The 18295-nt window shown below is 48.4% G+C and carries 17 protein-coding genes and 1 pseudogene; 10 read left to right on the top strand and 8 right to left on the bottom strand.

Annotated elements, in window-relative coordinates; genetic code table 11:
* Positions 1-101: 101 nt before the first annotated feature.
* On the top strand, positions 102-2309 hold the full coding sequence (locus ACQ4M5_RS32025) for an NACHT domain-containing protein (RefSeq protein ID WP_430679863.1): 2208 nt from the start codon (positions 102-104) through the stop codon (positions 2307-2309).
* Positions 2310-2507: 198 nt separating this feature from the next.
* Here ACQ4M5_RS32025 and ACQ4M5_RS32020 read toward each other — a convergent pair whose 3' ends face one another.
* Together ACQ4M5_RS32020 and ACQ4M5_RS32015 are read right to left on the bottom strand one after the other, a co-directional pair.
* Positions 2508-3020 (bottom strand): hypothetical protein, encoded by a 513-nt coding sequence (locus tag ACQ4M5_RS32020; protein WP_430679862.1) that lies wholly within the window; start codon positions 3018-3020, stop codon positions 2508-2510.
* Between the two features lie 10 nt (positions 3021-3030).
* Positions 3031-4197 carry a ParM/StbA family protein gene (locus tag ACQ4M5_RS32015; protein WP_430679861.1) on the bottom strand — a complete coding sequence of 389 codons (1167 nt, stop codon included), beginning with the start codon at positions 4195-4197 and terminating at the stop codon, positions 3031-3033.
* Between the two features lie 854 nt (positions 4198-5051).
* On the opposite strand from ACQ4M5_RS32015, the gene ACQ4M5_RS32010 reads away from it, so the two are divergent.
* The 6 genes from ACQ4M5_RS32010 (at position 5052) to lepB (ending at position 10352) form a co-directional block, all read left to right on the top strand.
* The gene (locus tag ACQ4M5_RS32010; RefSeq protein ID WP_430679860.1) at positions 5052-5630 is read left to right on the top strand and encodes a hypothetical protein; all 579 of its coding nucleotides are present in this window, start codon (positions 5052-5054) and stop codon (positions 5628-5630) included.
* 1 nt (position 5631) lies between these two features.
* Positions 5632-7224, top strand: coding sequence for a MobF family relaxase (mobF, locus tag ACQ4M5_RS32005; protein ID WP_430679859.1), 1593 nt, complete (start codon positions 5632-5634; stop codon positions 7222-7224).
* A gap of 129 nt (positions 7225-7353) precedes the next feature.
* Positions 7354-8436: a hypothetical protein gene (locus ACQ4M5_RS32000; RefSeq protein ID WP_430679858.1), complete on the top strand. Its 1083-nt coding sequence runs from the start codon at positions 7354-7356 to the stop codon at positions 8434-8436.
* Positions 8437-8516: 80 nt separating this feature from the next.
* Positions 8517-9611, top strand: a complete 1095-nt coding sequence (locus ACQ4M5_RS31995) for a hypothetical protein (protein WP_430679857.1) — start codon at positions 8517-8519, stop codon at positions 9609-9611.
* On the top strand, positions 9595-9816 hold the full coding sequence (locus tag ACQ4M5_RS31990) for a hypothetical protein (RefSeq protein WP_430679856.1): 222 nt from the start codon (positions 9595-9597) through the stop codon (positions 9814-9816). Before ACQ4M5_RS31995 ends, ACQ4M5_RS31990 begins: the two co-directional genes overlap by 17 nt.
* A complete protein-coding gene (lepB, locus tag ACQ4M5_RS31985; protein WP_430679855.1) occupies positions 9813-10352 on the top strand; it encodes a signal peptidase I in 540 nt (179 codons plus the stop codon). Before ACQ4M5_RS31990 ends, lepB begins: the two co-directional genes overlap by 4 nt.
* Before the next feature lie 82 nt (positions 10353-10434).
* Here lepB and ACQ4M5_RS31980 read toward each other — a convergent pair whose 3' ends face one another.
* The 6 genes and pseudogenes from ACQ4M5_RS31980 to ACQ4M5_RS31955 all read right to left on the bottom strand — a co-directional run bounded on the left by ACQ4M5_RS31980 (position 10435) and on the right by ACQ4M5_RS31955 (position 12752).
* Complete coding sequence (locus tag ACQ4M5_RS31980) at positions 10435-11286, bottom strand: hypothetical protein (protein WP_430679854.1); 852 nt, start codon at positions 11284-11286, stop codon at positions 10435-10437.
* Complete coding sequence (locus tag ACQ4M5_RS31975; RefSeq protein ID WP_430679853.1) at positions 11286-11792, bottom strand: hypothetical protein; 507 nt, start codon at positions 11790-11792, stop codon at positions 11286-11288. Before ACQ4M5_RS31975 ends, ACQ4M5_RS31980 begins: the two co-directional genes overlap by 1 nt.
* Before the next feature lie 86 nt (positions 11793-11878).
* Positions 11879-12211 (bottom strand): hypothetical protein, encoded by a 333-nt coding sequence (locus ACQ4M5_RS31970; RefSeq protein WP_430679852.1) that lies wholly within the window; start codon positions 12209-12211, stop codon positions 11879-11881.
* Positions 12212-12269: 58 nt separating this feature from the next.
* Positions 12270-12419 (bottom strand): annotated as a pseudogene (locus ACQ4M5_RS31965) (DUF4926 domain-containing protein); the annotation flags it as partial.
* 12 nt (positions 12420-12431) lie between these two features.
* A complete protein-coding gene (locus ACQ4M5_RS31960; RefSeq protein ID WP_430679851.1) occupies positions 12432-12596 on the bottom strand; it encodes a DUF6883 domain-containing protein in 165 nt (54 codons plus the stop codon).
* Positions 12597-12638: 42 nt separating this feature from the next.
* Positions 12639-12752 carry a hypothetical protein gene (locus ACQ4M5_RS31955; protein WP_430679864.1) on the bottom strand — a complete coding sequence of 38 codons (114 nt, stop codon included), beginning with the start codon at positions 12750-12752 and terminating at the stop codon, positions 12639-12641.
* 203 nt (positions 12753-12955) lie between these two features.
* Between ACQ4M5_RS31955 and ACQ4M5_RS31950 the strand changes: the two genes are divergently transcribed.
* From ACQ4M5_RS31950 to ACQ4M5_RS31940, 3 genes are read left to right on the top strand one after another with little or no spacing between them, the layout of a single operon-like run.
* Complete coding sequence (locus ACQ4M5_RS31950; protein WP_430679850.1) at positions 12956-16858, top strand: CHAT domain-containing tetratricopeptide repeat protein; 3903 nt, start codon at positions 12956-12958, stop codon at positions 16856-16858.
* A gap of 42 nt (positions 16859-16900) precedes the next feature.
* Positions 16901-17290: a hypothetical protein gene (locus ACQ4M5_RS31945; RefSeq protein WP_430679849.1), complete on the top strand. Its 390-nt coding sequence runs from the start codon at positions 16901-16903 to the stop codon at positions 17288-17290.
* 24 nt (positions 17291-17314) lie between these two features.
* Positions 17315-18259: a hypothetical protein gene (locus ACQ4M5_RS31940; protein ID WP_430679848.1), complete on the top strand. Its 945-nt coding sequence runs from the start codon at positions 17315-17317 to the stop codon at positions 18257-18259.
* The last annotated feature ends 36 nt before the right edge of the window (positions 18260-18295 follow it).

The raw sequence follows: 18295 nt of genomic DNA, 5'->3' as shown, positions 1-18295 counted from the left end.
GAATTACATCGAACACGGCGACAACCGAATCAATGGCAATTGGCGATCGCATAAATAAAAGGATGCAGATTCAGAGAAGTCTGTGATCCAGTTTTTACAGAATGACTTTTTCAGCAAGCCCTAAATATCAAGAAAGCTTGCAATTCAGCTATGGCTATCTGAAGCTATACACGCTTGATAGTACCGATCGTACCGATGCGATCAAACTGTGGAATATTTTTATAGAGCAGACGGTGCGAGAAGCATTGCCGCCGATGCGATATGAATTACCACTGGATTTGAAGCGGCAACTGCAAGAACAGGGACAACTGGAAGCGGATTTATCTTCCGAAGCGTTGGAACGCTATCGACAGGAGTATTTTCAGCAACCTGCACGAAAGGTTTTGGAGGCAGTTGCAGAGTCTCAAAGAGCAGTGATTTTGGGCGATCCAGGTGCAGGGAAAAGTACGTTGTTACAGTATTTGGCATTGGGATGGGTTGGGGGGAAAACGGACGCACTGCCCTTGCTGATTGAGTTGAGAGAATATGCAATCGCGCAAACCAACAACTTTCTAGAATTTTTGCATCGTGGGCGTGGTGTGGATTGGCAGTTTGATCAGCAGCAATTGCATCAGTATTTGCAGGATAATCCAGCGTTGATGATGTTTGATGGCTTGGATGAGGTGTTTGATCGTGCAACTCAAGCCGCGATCGTAGATGACATGATTCGCTTTGCCCAGCAATATCCCAAAGCGCAAATCTTAGTCACTTCGCGCGTCATTGGTTATAACCCGGATCGACTGCAACAAGCTGGATTCCGTCACTTTACGATTCAGTCGTTGGATACCGATGAAATTCATGAATTCATCGATCGCTGGTATTCCCTTGCTCTTGGCAACGATGCAGATAAATCGAGATTGGTGACGCGATTGAAAGGCGCGATCGCGAACTCTAAAGCGATTCAGAATTTGGCAGACAATCCCCTGCTACTGACGATGATGGCAATTCTGAATCGACGGCAAGAATTACCACGCAATCGCGCTGATCTCTACGACCAGGCTTCACGAGTCCTGCTTTATCACTGGGACGTAGATCATAAGCGATTGCAGTTGCCGATGGATGCGATCGGGCGGCGGGAAAAGCAGGAGATGTTGCGTCTGATTGCCTATGAAATGCAGGCGGGTGAGGAAGGATTAAAAGGAAATCTAATCAGTGCTGAACGATTAACGCAAGTTTTAACTGATTATTTACGCAATCAGGGATTTAGCGAATCTCGTGAGAAAGCAAATCACTTGATTCAACAATTACGAGAACGTAACTTCATTCTCTGTTATCGCGGAGCCGATAGCTATGGCTTTGTCCACCGCACTTTTCTAGAATATTTCTGTGCAATGGAAATTGTTTACCGCTTTGAGAAACAGCGTACTCTTAGTTTTGAACAATTGCGAGACGAAGTATTTGGACAAACTTGGCGTGATGAAACCTGGCATGAAGCTCTCTGTCTCATCATTGGTATGTTGGGAGAAAATGTGACAGCTAACATTCTCACATATCTAATTGAGCAAGATGATGTGTCTGACTATGATGAGAATGGGCAATTCATAGACCGAGACAATAAGCCTAAGTTTTTCAATCTTTATCTAGTAGCTAATTGCCTGGAGGAAGTTCAAAGCTGCCCTAGTATCAAGCCAATCGCTGAGGAATTGCTCAGGAAGCTGAAGTATCTGGCAATGAGTGACTTAGATGGGTTAACGTCTACTGCGGTTCTTGAAGCTATCGCAACTACCTGGAAAAATGATTCAGAAACTTTGCTGTTCCTCAAAGCCTGTGCCCGTGAGAGTGAAGGATTATATGCTCCAGATTTATCAGTGAGTTGGATAGCAAGGCAATGGAAAGACGATCCTGATACTCTTCCTTGGCTCCAAGCTTGCGCTTTAGATGGGGAAGTTGGCAGTTTTTCAGCAATGGCAGCTTTAGCAAATTATTGGCAAGAAGACCCTGATACATTTACTATCCTTAAGTCATATGCTCAGTCTAACGAAAATTCAGACACAATAAATACACTTATAAAAGCTATTGCACAAGGCTGGGCAAATCAACCCAGTACACATGATTTTCTCTCTAGTATTGTTGTGAATCACTCTTTTAAGCGTGAGAATAAGCATCAAAAAAATCCCCGCCAGACAGCATTAGAAGCCCTCTTCAATTACTATCCTGCTCATCCAAAAACAGTTGAACTCCTGCACGACAGATCTATCAATGACTCTGATGCACTACTGCGAGAATGGGCAAGGCATCAACTTGAGCAAATGGAAAATGGTAGTGCTTGATCGCTAAGAGATCGATCACACTCCTAATCCAACATTATTGGATGCTGAGAAACAGAATTCCCCAGTTCTCGATCACATCCACAGAGACAACACTGATTATCCAGCAAGCACTAACAAATGCTGGGTGGAGCCAATCTCGCACCATCTGTTACTCCTGAAAGTGATTCAACCAAAGATTTTCCAATAATTCGAGAAGGCTTAAATCTCAGAACCGAATAAATCTTCACTGTCGTACCACAGATTCTTCTGGTCGTTAGTAACTTCTCCTTCTATCGAAGTTGATTCTAGTTTCAGATCGCCTGAGTCGATCGGAGGTGCAGCAGAATTCTCTAGCGTCTCTGGTTCCGCGACTTGATGGGCAGCAAAAAGCGCGAGGAGTTGTTGGGAAAGCTGTGGTGAGATCGCTCCCTCAGTCGATAAGTTCTGCTCAATGCCGAAAGTCGATTGCAAGTAAGCAATCTGCTGTCGCAATTGATGAATTGCATCTTGAGCCATTCGCTTCATCTGTGCCTCAGAAAGCGATCGCTTCCCCTGCTCCTGCTGAAGCTGATACGCGATCGGCATCCAGTATGCCCGCAGTGCCCACAGCAGCATTTCTTTGTGAGAGTACGATTGATGTCGTTCGTTTTTGAGGCAGTCCAACAAAATTCCATCCGGGCTTTCTGCCGCCACTTGAATTCTGACCCGGTAATCAAACTTCTTGATAGACATTCAGCCCTCCTCACCGTGCGATCGTGACGCTCCACGAAGCGTTCGCAACTCCTTCCAATCGACTGACTTTGCCGCCTAACAATTTGAATACGCCAAACGCATCCGAAACTCGGCAAGCCAGAACTGGATCAATGGGGGTTGTTAACGATCGATAGATTTGGTCTTGTAAATCCAGTGCCCACGATGGCTCTAAGGCATATTGCGCGAAGAAGTCCTCCAATTCCGTTTTCAGGTAAAGCGATGTGCCACCCGAAAGAATCACTTCGTCAAATTCATACAGGTCTTGCCCCAAGCTGGACTTGATCCAATCGAAGAGGTCGCGGCAGTAGCGGCTGCATGATTGTGCGATCGCGTCTTGCAGTTGTTCGACTTTGCGCCCGATTTCTGCTTCGGTGACCACCATGCGGGCAATCCGCTCCAATAAAATCGGATTCTGTTGAGCTTGGAAAATGTACTCGGTCAATCGTCCCCAATCTTTGGTGTCGAGATTGAGTGAGGCACGATTGGCAATCTCCTCAATTAGTTGCTCAAATCCTAATCGAGTCCCATGTCCACTCTGCGGGGTTCCTTGCTTGAACGGCAGTAAGGAGGCATCTCGTTGCCCCATCATGGTAACGAGAATATTCCTGTGATTAAACGATTGAGGCGCATCGTTCCGACGACTCTGAGCGAGTCCAGCCCCTTCAGGCTTCACGTCTAGCACCAACGGAGAAATCGAATAGCGCCGACCTCGAAAATTAAAGCTGACGAGGTTCTGACTCAGCAGGTCATGAAAGGCTTTGCGATCCTGATACTCCTTGTAGGGCAATAACGCTGCGAGCGCGATCGTAAATTGTTCCGGTAAATTTGCCGTTTCTGCGATCGCGCCAATAATCGCTAACGCCTTGTACGCCGCAAACTCATACTTGCTCAATCCAGTTGGGGGCTTCCCGCGCATTTGTTGTGCTTTCATGCCCAGAACGTAAACTTTGCCATTGGCAAGTTCGATAAAGGCATCATTCTCTGGTCTGCCGCCTGCAAGCCCAGTGTCGATCAAATCATGGGGCGAGATTTCGAGAAACTCTGACCCCATTAGTAAAAGTTCTGTGTTGCCCTGCGACCAGCATTTCCAAAACACTTTGCTTTGAGACGTTCCGGTATCGATCGTCAAAATCACATCTGGCAGTAAAGCAGTCATTTGTATTTTCCTTTGGGTGAACGGTTGATGAGCGTCAGATCTTCTCAGGCGTTGATCATTTGAAGTTAACTGTTGCCTCTCAGAAGGTAAAGCGGAGGTATCTGTTACCTGTGTAGGAGCGCGATCGCTAAGATTCCATGACTCCACAGCGCCTGGATTGTACGTTCAAAGGTATTCGGGTGGTCATTAAAGGTAAAAAGTAGGTAGTGGAAGACCAAAGAGAAGTACGGTCAGGTCAGATTGAGGGAGACTGAATCGCTAAAACCATTGCTCTAGCTACTGTCTGCCGATGAACGAAGACAGCATAAGCACTTAATCTGACAGTAATGTGGCAAAACTCTGATCACTTCTGACAGTTTTGGGCTTCCGCAATGCCACAAATTATGTTTAATGCGCCATACGAGTGTCAGATCTCAAATGTAGGGTGCAAATACACAAGCGGGAAGGGGTTGAAAGAACGCCGTATCCGGCATTTTCTTCTTCGTCTAACTTACAGCGACGGGTTTGTTGTTCTTTCTGGCAACACAACCTACAAGCGATCGCGTCACACCTAACGCCAAGTGTAGAAGCCACAGCACCTACCATGCCTACAAATAATCTACAACGCCCACAAATTACCTACATCGACTCGCATTTAATTCGCTAAAGCCTTGCCCAGACATCGTTCTACACATTCCTACAGCAGATGCTCATTTGTAGAAAATAGTGCAACTGTGTAGAACGGTCGAATCTGTAGAGCCTCTGCTGCTAATGGGAAGCCTACAAGTGCCTACCCAGCCTACCAATTGTCTACGACCTCTACCCATTGCCTACCAATTGTCTACAAATTTGCCCATCCTCAATTTCTGAAACCTATGGCTAGTAGTAGTCCCCAGTTCAACCTCACGCTTCCGCCTGTGCAGGCGAATGCACTCCGGGAAGTTGCAACCGAGCGGGGTGTCTCTGTTCCACAAATCATTCGAGAGCGCTTAAGCGAATGGGAATCCCTCTCATCCACACAGAAGGAGACTGACCACAGCCCTCCATACCCTGACCTAGCAGCATTCACGACACAGCTACAACAATTGGTAGAGCAGTTGAATTCAGTGCAACAAGCGGTTGAGCAATTGAGCGATCTCAAAGAGATATCTGCCAAAGCAGATCGTCCAAACTCCCCCCAGCCTGATCCACAAACTCGTGCTGCCCTCCAACCCGTTCACGCTCGTCTACAACAGGTAGAAACACAGGTTGGAGTGATCGGAAATTTGGTGCAGCAAATCGTACAGCAAACGGGTAAGCATCAATTGCGTCTGGAAGCTTGGTCAGAAGCAATTTATGTCATTGTGCAACCTTTGCTCATCGACAATCAGCCAGACGATATCCAAAAAAGCCGCCAGGAGTGGATCAAAGAACTCCATCACCGTTTGCAACAACATCTAGAAACCTGCAAATAACATGATTGTCTCAATCGCAAATATTTCTCCAACCCACGGAATGTACTACTACACCAAAGAAGGGAATCACCTGAACCTGGAGGATTGCTCGAATTGGTACGGCAGATTAGCCAAGGTTCTGAATCTATCTGAATCTGTAGACGCTCAACCTCTCGCTTGTCTATTGCGAGGACGATCGCCTACCGGAGAAACGCTCATCGACAAATCGCGATTGCACGCTCAACGATCGAATGATCAAGCCGATGGAAAAATCAAAGAACGAGCCGGGATCGATCTGACGACCAGTGCGCCTAAATCTGTCTCCATTCAAGCTTTAGTCTTTGGCGATAGCAGATTAGAAATCGCTCATCAAGTTGCGACTGTCCGAATGCTGGATTTTTTAGAGGAACGCTATGCCATCACCCGGCAAATGCAGCACGGCAAACGACAGAAGGTACTGACTGGGCAACTCGCGATCGCACAATTCCACCACGACACCAGCCGCGAATTTGATCCGCAACTCCACACCCACAACATCATCCTGAACCTGCAACAACTCCCGAACGGAAAATGGCGCAGTTTGGACAATGCAGAAATTTATCAGGCAAAGATGCTGCTAGGGCAAATTTACAGGAATGAATTAGCGCAAGAAGTCCAGTGGCTTGGCTATGAGGTTCAGGTCACGAACCACCGTTTGGGTTTGTGGGAATTGAAAGGCTACTCCAGCGATCAAATCAAAGCGTTCAGCAAGCGGAGCCAGCAGATTCAGCAACAAGCTGGAGACGATGCAAGTAGCGAACACAAAGCTTGGATTGCGATTTCATCAGGACGCAAGGAAAAACAGCAGATGATGAGGCAAGAGCTAGAAGCAGGATGGCTGCAAGATGCTATCAATATTAGTTTGCAGCCAGCGACTATTCAAGAACCGAGAGAAACAGTGAGCCTCAAGCTGACTCAAGCCGTTACTAATGCCACCATTGACTATTTAGCTCAACACTCTGCCGTTTTTCGACGAGAGGAAATCGAACGAATTGCGCTCATGCAAATCGGGCAAATCAGCTTTACCGCATTGCAGATCGCGATCGACGAACATCCGAATTTAACCTTTCATGTGAACGAAAAAGGACAACAGTTATGTACCTATCACCCAACAGGAATTGCTCATGACTCAAACTCGCATGATATTCGAGGACTTACCCAACAAAATCGCCCCCACTCGGCTCCAGGGCTATGCTCAGACAGTCCCCAGTCAGCCGAAGCCCTCGACCCCTTCCGCGCCCTCGAACAATTCCGTCAAGACCTCCGCGCCCTCGCCGCCACCTGCCCAGGTATCTCAACTGAACGAAACCGATTGGCAGGGGTGGAACCATTCGATTCCAGCGACTGCCGAGCAACTGGAGCGCCTGCAACAATGGCTGAAACCGCTTCCAGTCACGCTGATTCAACTGAAGCAATTGCTGGAAAACCAACAGCAATCGATCAGTCATGTGAACATGGTGGTCAGCAATTTGACCGCACTCTATCAGGAGAAGCTGACGACACCCCTGAAGGTGGAATGGAACAGCCCAATCAAGAAGCGGAAGGATTTGAATTGGAGCGCGATCGCCATCAGTAGCGGCTCAGTTCTGTTAACTGTGGCTCTGACCGTTGGATTCATTCAAGTCGGTTTGATGCCACTGAATGCAAAAGTTGACAATCTGCTAACTCGAATTTCTCGGTTGGAGCAGTTAGCTGGAGGGAAATAATGATGCAGGACGTTGAATACTGGCAGGAACAGGAACGCCGCGCCGCAGAAATCCTTCCTATCTTGGAACAAACGTTAGCGATCGCACAAACCGAAAATTTGCTCCAACAAACAAATCGGGGTTGGTGCTACTGGGGAAATGAGCAGACTTTAATTTATGATCCTGAGTCCGAACAGTTGTCGATCGTGGCAAACGATAGCTCCTGGCAACTGGATTGGCATGAAGGCTTGTTTGTTCGTTCGGCTGAGACGCACATTACCGATGAGCAGTTAGCAGAATTCCGCGAACTCGCAAAGTGGCTCGAAGCTCAAGATGAGCAATCGCAAAAACCTCAAACCGAATTATCTCAATCGCAGGCAGAAACACTGCTCTCCAGCGCAGCAGGATTGTTTGAATACTATGCCAATCAAGGAGATACCGCTTTCAAGTTCTCGCCTAGCAGTACTGAACACTTTTATCGAGTGCAAATTGAGGACGAGATTTATCTGATCGGTCGGGATGATGAGAGTGGACTCTACTCGCTTCAACGCGAAGACGGAGCCGCCTTGAGCGCGACAGATGTGCAGTGTTGGCAGCAAATTGAGATCTGGCTCAAGCAGTTAGCAGCACAAACCCCACAGCAAGTCCCTCATGCTGCTGCCCCTTACTGGGAACAGCAAACCATTCAAGCTAATGAAGTCTTGCTGGATGCTCAAGCCTTGTTTACTTTCCAGGAAAAAATGGGCGAAGTCGAGTACGATCCGGTGCATCAGAGTTACAAGACTGCGATCGAGAACTACACCCTTGGCTACAGTCCCCCATCCGATATGTTCTGGTTAGAACGAAATGATGAACGGCTGGTTTCCGCTGTTCATTATCAGCAACATCGGGAGCATGGGCAATTTCAATGGCATCTGAGCGAATTACACGATCTGGGCAACATTGCTCAAGAGGATGTGCGGCGATTGAGAGAATGGCGAACTTGGCTCATGCTGCAAAACGATTTAGATCGAGAGAAATCGCAGCAAGCCACTCATGATGTATCCCAAGAGCAGCAAATCTACTCCAACCAGAAGTCAGCGGATTACGACCTCGATCGCTAACAAAAAGTAACTGACCCCCGCCATACGAATGTCAGATCTGGAATTTACGCTAACCCTGTCAACCCTGACGAGAAACAAATATGACTCATTCCCCCTCGATCGAGGATTTACTGAATGCCTTGCTTGGTGATGCAGCGATCGCTCAAGATCTCACAGAAGCAGACAAAGCCACGCTTCGTACAATGGTTCAAACTCTAGCTGGAGACTTGCAAGAAGAATTGCATACCGTCTTTCAAGCTTCCAACGAAACAACCGCCTCAAATACTTCCACCGTAGAAGATTTGTCAGCAGACTTGGATAGCATTCTGTCCGAACTGGGCGTTGCTTCAAATGCGCGATCGACGCAAGCATCAGGCGAACTACTCGATAAACAGTCTGATTCCACATTAGTCGAAGTACTGGGCGATCATGTTGAAAGTGCCAGTGGTGTTGTTGAAGTTCTATCAACACGATCGGTATCTCAACAAGCCCTTAATGCGCTGCGTCGTGTGGAGTTACAGCTAACCGCACTAACGATCGGGGTCAGTGACTTACGGCAAGCTCTAGAACAGAATTGTCGCCCGATGCTGCTTCGCGGTTGGAAACGATCGATAATCGCATTGCTACACAGATTCCAATTTCAGCAGCATTCCGGAACATTGATCGTAAAACCGAAGCACATTGCCCTATTTGCTCTCATGCTGTGCGTTCCTCTAGGCTTAAAACTGGCTGTTCCAACATTGCTTCATCAAGCGGATCGAGCCAGATGGTTGGAGAAGTTTTATCCTCACAACCAATCTCTCGATACCGTTGAATCGATTCAAAACGGCATCTTGTGGCTCAAGAAACCAACTGGCGAAGTTTTGCGCGTGAAATTAGCAGGGCTGGTTTTGGATGAACCTTGGCAAAGTCAGGCAGAGGGAGTGATGGCGATGCTTTTGCGTCCGACACAGGCAAAAGTTATGGTTAGCCACACTCAGTTGGCTCAAAACGACATCACAGAAGCGATCGTTTCTCTACCAAACGGAACGCCCCTGCAAGAAGTTCTCCTTTCCGATGGACTGGCAAAGCTGAACCTGAACACCCTCAAAACCCTGCCTGAAAATTTGGTTCTGAGGCTGCAACAGGCAGAAGCGAATGCCAAACTTCAACACAAAAATGTCTGGGGCGATCCTCGTCATGCCTCGCCTCACTGATCAGGATCTAAAGGCAACCCAGAGAATTCTGGAATGGCTCATGGCAAGTCTTCTGATGCCGATCTGTCTATTCAGCATCGGTGACGACTGGTTAACAGGACTGAGTTATATCGCTTTGGCAGTTATCTTGTGCCCGATGACCTTGGGAGCGCGATGGCTCAAAATCACGATCGCGCTCATCGTTATCCTCATTTGTGAATTATGACGACCTTACAACCGACATCCCGTAGAAATGAATGGTGGGAAGCGACGAAAACGGCAGTTTGTGGATTGGCGATCGCAGCCGGATTCCATACCTTCGTGGCTGAGGTGCGCTACATTCCCTCAGAATCAATGATCCCAACGCTTCAAGTGGGCGATCGCATCATTGTCGAAAAACTTAGCTATCGGTTGCGATCGCCTCAGCGTAACGATATTGTCGTCTTCAGCGCGACACCAGAATTGCGATCGCAGAATTTGAAGGATGATCTCATCAAGCGAGTGATCGGACTGCCTGGAGATACGATCAGGGTTCAATCTGGCAAATTATTTCTCAACGGCAAGCCGATCGCTGAACCTTATCTTCAAGCGTCTCCGAACTACAACTACGGACCTGCTATCGTTCCTCAGAATCGGTATTTTGTGTTGGGGGATAATCGAAATCACAGCTATGACAGCCATTTGTGGGGCTTTCTGCCACAGCAAAACTTGATTGGTCATGCAGCTTTCCGCTTTTATCCTCTGAGTCGTGTGGGATTTTAGCAAAATTGCTGCATCAGCCAGCGATTCAAAAGCAATCACAGTTGTAGCTTCAACAATGACACGACTGCGGCAGTTAGCAATGTCAAAGCCCTCTGGTGATGACTTCCACTTCTGAAGGATGTTTCTGATGTAGTTGCCCAAGAGGAGGACAGAGATAATCAAAGGAATGATCCGTGTGGTCTAGCTGCATTTCCCTTGGTGCGTCCAGTGCAATCACAGCATCGCCGATTCGCTCACAGCGCTTACAGGAACATACATCCGCTCCTTGTTCCAGAATCTGTTGCAGAGCATCCGCAATTTTGATAAACCCACGAGATTGAGAATTTTTAGGCAATGAGTCTTTTTGCTGGGTGTAAGTCGTCGCCTCTGCTCGACGATCTTGGAGCAGAAATTCGTCAATTCGACAGTGCTGCCGACACTGTTCTACATCGTCGAATGTCTCAGCAAATCTAAAGAGTTCCGCTGCAAAATCTTCTGCTTCGACATTTAACGTGATTTTGGCACGAGTACAGTCTGTCGAATCGTGCCCAGTATTGACAAAGTGACTGTGTAAGGAGGTTACGAACGATTGAATGAGAAGTTCGATCGCAATCAAGACTGATCGCTTATCTTGAAAGATGTCAGGGCTATCCGCGCTTCGGTCTAATAGTTGTGCCATCATCTGTTGAATTGCTTTGTGCTTACTACCCTGAAATCGATTACTCCAGTAAGCCAACGCATCGCCCAAAGTCAAAATCTGAGGCAGTTTCAAGGTGAAATAGAATTCGATGAGATTGCGGAGATAACTGCGATGAACCTCCATTAATACATATGGAGAAACGGAACACTGTGCCTTCTGGAACTGAGATTGAAAATACTGTTGATACGCATAACTTCCCAACAGCATTGGACGAACGACAGAAGCATCTAGGAAATGGCTGGGTTCGTCACTCATCATGCGTACTCATCAGTATCGTCTAAATCTTCATCAGTTACGATTCCTGATTGCAGCAAAGTCAGGCTCGTTTGTTCCATTTGTTGGATCGCTGCTTCAATGGCTGCATCTGAAGTAGACCCTTGGTGAGCAAGCTGATTGAGTAACGAATAAATCTGTTGATAGTACTCCACGGTATACCTTCCCCAGCGATTGTCTGTTGCTAGAACTTTATGGAGTACATCCAGGAATTTTGCTAGGGGTTCGTCGGGAAATCGCACCAAAATGTTTTGCGTGGCTTCCAGTAAGCCATAGGCATAAACGGCGGAGGGAAGTCCATCATGAAATCGCTGAATGCGTTGAAGGTTGAGCAGCACAGTCTCTACAATCTGCTCGAAAGCGGTAGGATGACTCGGACTTGAAGGTATTAGTCTTTTGCGTAGCAGTTTGATGAAGGTCAGCACCTCAGACTGACTTTCAGAGGGAAGCGATCGCAGATTCTCCAAGACAGCTTGCTCAATATCCATCGTTCTTTGCCTTCAATCTAGCTCCATTGTCTCTCAATCTCAGAATTTACGCCAAGCCTTTCTTTCCCATTCTGGGATTGCCAGTCTCATTCCATTTCCATCTTGAAGCGAGATTGAATCTTTGAATTAGGGAGTGACTGACTGAGCAGTTTGAGATTCGGTAAATTCATTGAAGAGGACAAAAAATCTCGAAGCGAGGTGGTTTCGTCCGGAGAAAAGTAGCGGATGACTTTTTCCCAAGGTTGGCTGTGAGGCAGATTAACTTTTCGTTCGACCCAGGCTTGGAACTCGAAGAACTGCTGTTCTTGAAGGGTTTTGGGAATTCCTGATTGACGACGTGCAAAGAAGTAGCCGGAGAGAAATGCGCTCTTGATGCGAAATGTCTGGCTGCCCCAGATACATGGCAGGACGTTTCTCAATGTTGCGAATCAGGTCATACAGATCAAGCATGGGATGTTGCTGGCTAAAACCGCTGAATTAAGCGACTTGAGGCGTAGGAACGTAGTGAAGTTGCATCAAAGCATCGGCTTGCAGGGTTTCTACAGCATAAGTGTGACCTTGAAGATCCACAAATTCAACCTCAAAGACTTCCGGATCGTAGAAGTCTACGATCGTTCCAACTTGACCTTTGCAGAGGTTTTATTCAGGTAGATCTTTTAATTCATCGGCTTCTGCCACCCCAATATCGAGTGCGGATTGAAAGACCACTGCTTTATGACGACCCTCGGCGTGGTTGGGATTGAGCGAATAGCCTTCTAGTTTCTCAAAGGAAATCAAAGCTTGCTCAGGGTTTGGAAGTTTCACGAGAACCTCTACAGGTCGCGATCGCAGGACTCAGGTATGGTATCAGTCTGGGGAAACTGCGATCGCGGTATGTCTCCCATTGATGGAGATGTTTTGATTGAGACGATCGCAGTAAATGTTGCAGAAGGGCTTTTGGGTGTTGCCCGTAAAGAGGATGAGTTGTTTGCCAGAAATTTTACGCCCAGTAAGGAGGGATTGAATTGCTGAGGCGCATTCAAAATAGGAAAAGCTGGCTTACCTGAAAGAGCAGATGAATTGCTCTATTTGTCACTAAATTATTATATCTTCTACGTATAAACCCGGAAAAACGAAAAACTGCCATGTAGAGTGACTGAGACGATCAGAAAAAATGACAGATCATGGATGAGCAGCGAGTAGAGGCATATAACCAGTTAATTACCCGACTGTTGGACTGTCCACAGGGGGAGGAGCTAGGGCTATTGCAGGCGAATGCAGCGTTAGTCGATGCAGGGCTGCTAGAGATGATGGAACAGGTAGCGGCGCAACTGGAAGATCAAGGTAATCCGAATGCAAGGTGGTTGCGGGAATTCAGAGCGCAATTAGCACAGCCGTTAGGAACAGAGATGGTTGACGCAACCGAGACAGGGAAAGCAGCGCAGTTTTTGCTGGAGACATTGCAGTTGATAGCAGATACCGATGGTAATTCGCAGCAGATTTATCCGGTGTGGGCACAACAACTAACACATTTTAACGAGGAGTTGTTGGCGGCTGTGTCTCAGGCAGCAGCACAGTTATTAGCAGGAGCAACAGAGCATCGAACTTTTGTAGCAACTGTGTTAGTAACATTTGGCAATCGAATCCAACAGTTTCCCTTGGGAACTCGCTGGCTGAACTTAGAGTTGGGCATTGCTGCCTACCACCAGAGCCTAACAGTGATCACTGAAGTGACTATGCCTGTGGAGTGGGCAACTATCACAAATAATCTAGCAATCGTATACACTGACCGCATCCAAGGTGATCGAGCAGAAAATATCGAGCAGGCGATCGCGCTTTACGAGCAAGCTCTGACGGTAAGAACCAAATCGGCTACGCCCGTGGAATGGGCAGATACTACGAACGATCTAGCAAACGCATACACTGACCGCATTCGAGGCGATCGGGCAGAGAATATCGAGCAAGCGATCTCGTTCTACCAGCAGAGCCTAATGGTGAGAACCAAATCGGCTACGCCTGTGGACTGGGCAGATACCATGAACAATTTGGCAATCGCATATGCTAACCGCATTCGAGGTGATCAGGCAGAGAATATCGAGCAAGCGATCACCGCCTACCAGCAGAGCCTAATGGTGAGAACCAAATCGGCTATGCCTGTGGAATGGGCACGAACCATCATGAATCTGGCAATCGTATACACTAACCGCATTCGAGGTGATCGGGCAGAGAATATCGAGCAAGCGATCACGTTCTACCAGCAAAGTCTGACGGTAATGACCAAATCGGCTATGCCCGTGGACTGGGCAACTACCATGATGAATCTGGCGAGTACGTACCATTTCCGCATCCGAGGTGATCGAGCAGAGAATATCGAACAGGCAATCTCGTTCTACCAGCAAAGTCTCACAATAAGAACCCAAGCTACTATGCCCGTGGGCTGGGCAAAAACCATGATGGGTCTGGCAAACGCATACTCTCATCGCATCCGAGGTGATCGGGCAGAGAATATCGAACAGGCGATCACGTTCTACCAGCAAAGCCTCACGGTGATGACCAAATCCGCTATGCCTGTGGACTGGGCAGAAACCATGATGAATCTGGCAGTCGCATACGATTCCCGCATTCGAGGCGATCGAGCAGAGAATATTGAGCAGGCGATCTCTGCCTTCCAGCAGAGCCTCACGGTAAGAACCAAATCAACCATGCCCATGGACTGGGCAAAAACCACGATGAATCTGGCAACCGCATACTCTTTCCGCATTCGAGGCGATCGAGCAGAGAATATCGAACAGGCGATCACGTTCTACCAGCGAAGCCTCACGGTGATGACCAGATCGGCTATACCCGTGGAGTGGGCACGAACCATGATGAATCTGGCAGTCGCATACGATTCCCGCATTCGAGGCGATCGAGCAGAGAATATCGAGCAAGCGATCACTGCCTACGAGCAAGCGCTAACGGTGAGAACCAAATCCGCTATGCCTGTGGACTGGGCAGAAACCATGCTGAATTTGGCAACCGCATATTATTTCCGCATTCGAGGCGATCGGGCAGAGAATATCGAGCAGGCAATCACTGCCAACGAACAAGCGCTAACGGTGAGAACCAAATCAACCATGCCCGTGGAGTGGGCACAAACCATGATGAATCTGGCAATCACATACTTTGACCGTATCCGAGGCGATCGGGCAGAGAATATCGAACAGGCGATCAACGCCTACGAGCAGAGCCTCACGGTGATGACCAGATCGGCTATGCCCGTGGAGTGGGCACAAACCATGATGAATCTGGCAATCGCATACAAGAATCGCATCCGAGGCGATCGGGCAGAGAATATCGAGCAGACGATCACTGCCTACGAGCAATCTCTCAGCATCTTCACCCCAGACCTTCTTCCTGACGATTGTCGCAGAACGGCTCGTAGTTTAGCCAACCTTCACCTTGAACAAAGCCAATGGATCGAAGCCGCAACGGTTTATACGATAGCCCTCCAAGCCGCTGAAAATCTCTATCAAAGCGCCAATCTGTTGGACAGCAGGTCTGCTGAACTTTCTGAAAATGTGGATCTCTTTCGCAACGCAACATATGCCTATGCTCGGACTGGCGATTTCGAGCAAGCGATCGAGACCCTGGAACAAAATCGTGCCCGTGGGCTGAGCGAAAGCCTGAATCGAGATCGCACCGATCTGACTCAATTGCAACAACTCAAGCCAGACCTCTACAACCAATACCAAGTCCTGATTCAAGCACTGCGTAATTTAGAAAGTGAGCAACGAGATCGCGCTGTTTCCAGTGAACGACATCAACTCACACCTGAAAAACTTAGAGACAATGCGATCTCACTACGTCAGCAACTTGATCAACTGATCCAAAACATCCGCCAAGTTCCTAGCTATCAGAACTTCCTGACTCTGCCGAAGTTTGCAGAAGTTCGTCAGTTTGCCCAGCATGATCGCCCCTTGGTCTATCTCACTACGACCTTCGCAGGTAGCCTTGCGCTGCTCGTCACACCAGACAACATTGATGCGATTTGGCTCAACAACTTTACTGACAACGAATTAATTGACCTGCTGAAGAACACTTGGTTTGCTGCTTACGATCAATCCCAGAACGATCGGCAAAGTTGGCACGATGCGATTGATAGTGTCACTCGTCAACTCTGGGAACCGCTGATGGAACCCCTGATTCGTCATCTCCAAACCCAGAATGTCGATCAAGCAGTTCTCATCCCAACTGGATACCTCAGCCTACTCCCGCTCCACGCCTCTTGGACAGAGGATTCTACAAAACCAACCGGACGACGTTATGCCCTTGATGATATCCACTTCACATACACTCCTAATGCTAAATCTCTTACTGCGGCTCAAGCGATCGCTGCTCGAACTCCAGCCGACACGATCTTAGCGATCGACAATCCCCGCAACGATCTCCCCAACTCAGAACGAGAAGTGCAAGCCGCGATCAAGAACTTCCCTCAACGCACTGTTCTTCGACACGCTGAAGCCACAATCGAAGAAGTGCGATTGCGCCTCTCAAACGCCTCAATCGTCCACTTCTCCTGCCACGGCACCGCCAACCTCAACGACCCGCTTAACAGTGGACTCCTGATGAGCGATGGACTCCTGACTTTGCGGGATATTCTGGCGCTTAACTTGAGCGATCACGGTGGCATTCGTCTCGCTATCCTCTCCGCCTGCGAAACTGGACTTTCCGGCATCGAAAACGCTGATGAGGCTATTAGTCTCCCCACTGGGTTGCTTCAAGCTGGAGTCGCTGGAGTCATGGCTTCCCTCTGGTCAGTCTCTGACCTCAGTACTATGCTCCTGCTCACCAAATTCTACGACTTGTGGCGTGAGCAAAACCTACCTCCTGACCAAGCCCTTCGCCAAGCTCAAATTTGGCTACGCGACACCACAAATGAAGAAAAAATTGCCGAGTTCAAAACATTCATTCCCGCGATCGCCAATACCCGAATGTCTCCTACTACTGCCCAACAGCTTTATGACGAACTTGCGTGGGAAACGAAAAACGAGCGTTCCTTCGCGCATCCCTTTCATTGGGCAGCTTTTAATTACACTGGAATCTAGCTTCTCCCAAATCGCTGATCACTAATTTGCTTCTCAATCGCCATGACCCAACCCAAAACCATCCTCACCGCTGCCCATGCCATTTGCCCTCACTTGGCTACTCTCCTTGATGCAGAAACGGCTCAACAAGTCGATCGTGAACTGCGATCGCTGCTGATCCAAGCTGAAGCTGGGCAATCTGTCGAAACTTCAATTACAGAAGTTCTCCGACAGCACGAACCGACTCAAGCTTGGATGCGGCGCTATCTCAAAGGCGAAACTCCAGATCAAATTACGCGATCGATGCAGTTTCCTAGCGGTGACGCTGCTCCAAGTCCCGCTACAACCACTTTCAAATGCCCCCACTGCGACTACACTGACACCGTTCCCCAAGTTGGGATGATCCCGGAACCCTGCCGAAAGCATCCCAAGGTTTCGCTCATTCCTGTCTAGCCATCCCTCATCCCCTGCATTCTCATGTCCGCAAAATTCTTGGAAGGGTTCGGAAATAAACTTGCCGAACAATGGATTGCCAACCTATTTGCACCAGCCTTTGTCTTCTGGATCGGCGGTATTCTCGCTTATATTTACCGCTACGGTTGGCAATCGATTGCCCAATGGTTTCCCGATGCCAAATTTGAGCCTCTCCAAGTCGGCATTCTCGCGATCGTTCTCATCGTCGTTCTCATCTCCGCCTTTGTCGTCCAACGCTTTGATACCGAAGTGCTACGCGGACTCGAAGGCTATTGGTATCCAGGCATTCGCGATTTAGGGCGACCCATCCTTGATCACATGACCCAATCCCAAATTAAGCGTCGAAAAAAACTCTTAAACCGATGGAAGAAACTACACGAGAAATATAACCAGTACCAACTTTCTGCCCTCGATCGCGCCGAATACGTCAGACTCGATCGTGCCCTCCGCCAATTCCCCAATCTCGACGACGACTTCTTGCCCACTCGTCTCGGCAACATTCTCCGCGCCGCCGAACGCCGTCCCTATGATCGCTATGGACTCGATACCATCATTTGCTGGTCTCGTCTCTGGCTCCTCATGCCCGACAGCGCCAGAAAGGAACTGCAAGATGCCCGCACCGAACTCAACAACGGCGTGCGAATTTGGTCGTGGAGTATTCTCTTCCTGGTCTGGACAATTTGGACATGGTGGGCAATTCCTTGCGCGATCGCATCTGCCGTCTTTGGCTACTGCTGGATACTCGATAGCGCGATCGTCTACGGCGACCTGATTGAATCCGTCTTTGACCTCTATCGCACTTCCCTCTACCAATCTCTCCGTTTCCCCTTACCCGCCCATCCCGCAGAAGAAAAAGCAATGGGCTTGCAAGTGACCGAATACCTTTTCCGAGGATCTCAGTTCGATCGGCTTCAGTTCACACCGCCCACAAGTGGCGAGAAAAAGTAAAATAGTGGAGGCGAGGCAAACGATCCCTCCTTAACT

The sequence above is a fragment of the Leptolyngbya sp. AN10 genome (genome assembly GCF_050565645.1).
Classification (GTDB): domain Bacteria; phylum Cyanobacteriota; class Cyanobacteriia; order Leptolyngbyales; family Leptolyngbyaceae; genus Leptolyngbya.
This window is presented reverse-complemented; position numbering and strand designations above follow the sequence as displayed.

What these genes read in the sequence shown, in the direction of transcription:
- ACQ4M5_RS32020 (WP_430679862.1), bottom strand. Translation starts at nt 3,020, where the DNA reads ATGTCTATCAAGAAGTTTGATTACCGGGTCAGAATTCAAGTGGCGGCA.
- ACQ4M5_RS31995 (WP_430679857.1), top strand. Translation starts at nt 8,517, where the DNA reads ATGACTCATTCCCCCTCGATCGAGGATTTACTGAATGCCTTGCTTGGT.
- ACQ4M5_RS31980 (WP_430679854.1), bottom strand. Translation starts at nt 11,286, where the DNA reads ATGAGTGACGAACCCAGCCATTTCCTAGATGCTTCTGTCGTTCGTCCA.
- ACQ4M5_RS31945 (WP_430679849.1), top strand. Translation starts at nt 16,901, where the DNA reads ATGACCCAACCCAAAACCATCCTCACCGCTGCCCATGCCATTTGCCCT.
- lepB (WP_430679855.1), top strand. Translation starts at nt 9,813, where the DNA reads ATGACGACCTTACAACCGACATCCCGTAGAAATGAATGGTGGGAAGCG.
- mobF (WP_430679859.1), top strand. Translation starts at nt 5,632, where the DNA reads ATGATTGTCTCAATCGCAAATATTTCTCCAACCCACGGAATGTACTAC.
- ACQ4M5_RS31975 (WP_430679853.1), bottom strand. Translation starts at nt 11,792, where the DNA reads ATGGATATTGAGCAAGCTGTCTTGGAGAATCTGCGATCGCTTCCCTCT.
- ACQ4M5_RS31940 (WP_430679848.1), top strand. Translation starts at nt 17,315, where the DNA reads ATGTCCGCAAAATTCTTGGAAGGGTTCGGAAATAAACTTGCCGAACAA.
- ACQ4M5_RS31990 (WP_430679856.1), top strand. Translation starts at nt 9,595, where the DNA reads ATGCCTCGCCTCACTGATCAGGATCTAAAGGCAACCCAGAGAATTCTG.
- ACQ4M5_RS32015 (WP_430679861.1), bottom strand. Translation starts at nt 4,197, where the DNA reads ATGACTGCTTTACTGCCAGATGTGATTTTGACGATCGATACCGGAACG.
- ACQ4M5_RS31950 (WP_430679850.1), top strand. Translation starts at nt 12,956, where the DNA reads ATGGATGAGCAGCGAGTAGAGGCATATAACCAGTTAATTACCCGACTG.
- ACQ4M5_RS32010 (WP_430679860.1), top strand. Translation starts at nt 5,052, where the DNA reads ATGGCTAGTAGTAGTCCCCAGTTCAACCTCACGCTTCCGCCTGTGCAG.
- ACQ4M5_RS32025 (WP_430679863.1), top strand. Translation starts at nt 102, where the DNA reads ATGACTTTTTCAGCAAGCCCTAAATATCAAGAAAGCTTGCAATTCAGC.
- ACQ4M5_RS32000 (WP_430679858.1), top strand. Translation starts at nt 7,354, where the DNA reads ATGATGCAGGACGTTGAATACTGGCAGGAACAGGAACGCCGCGCCGCA.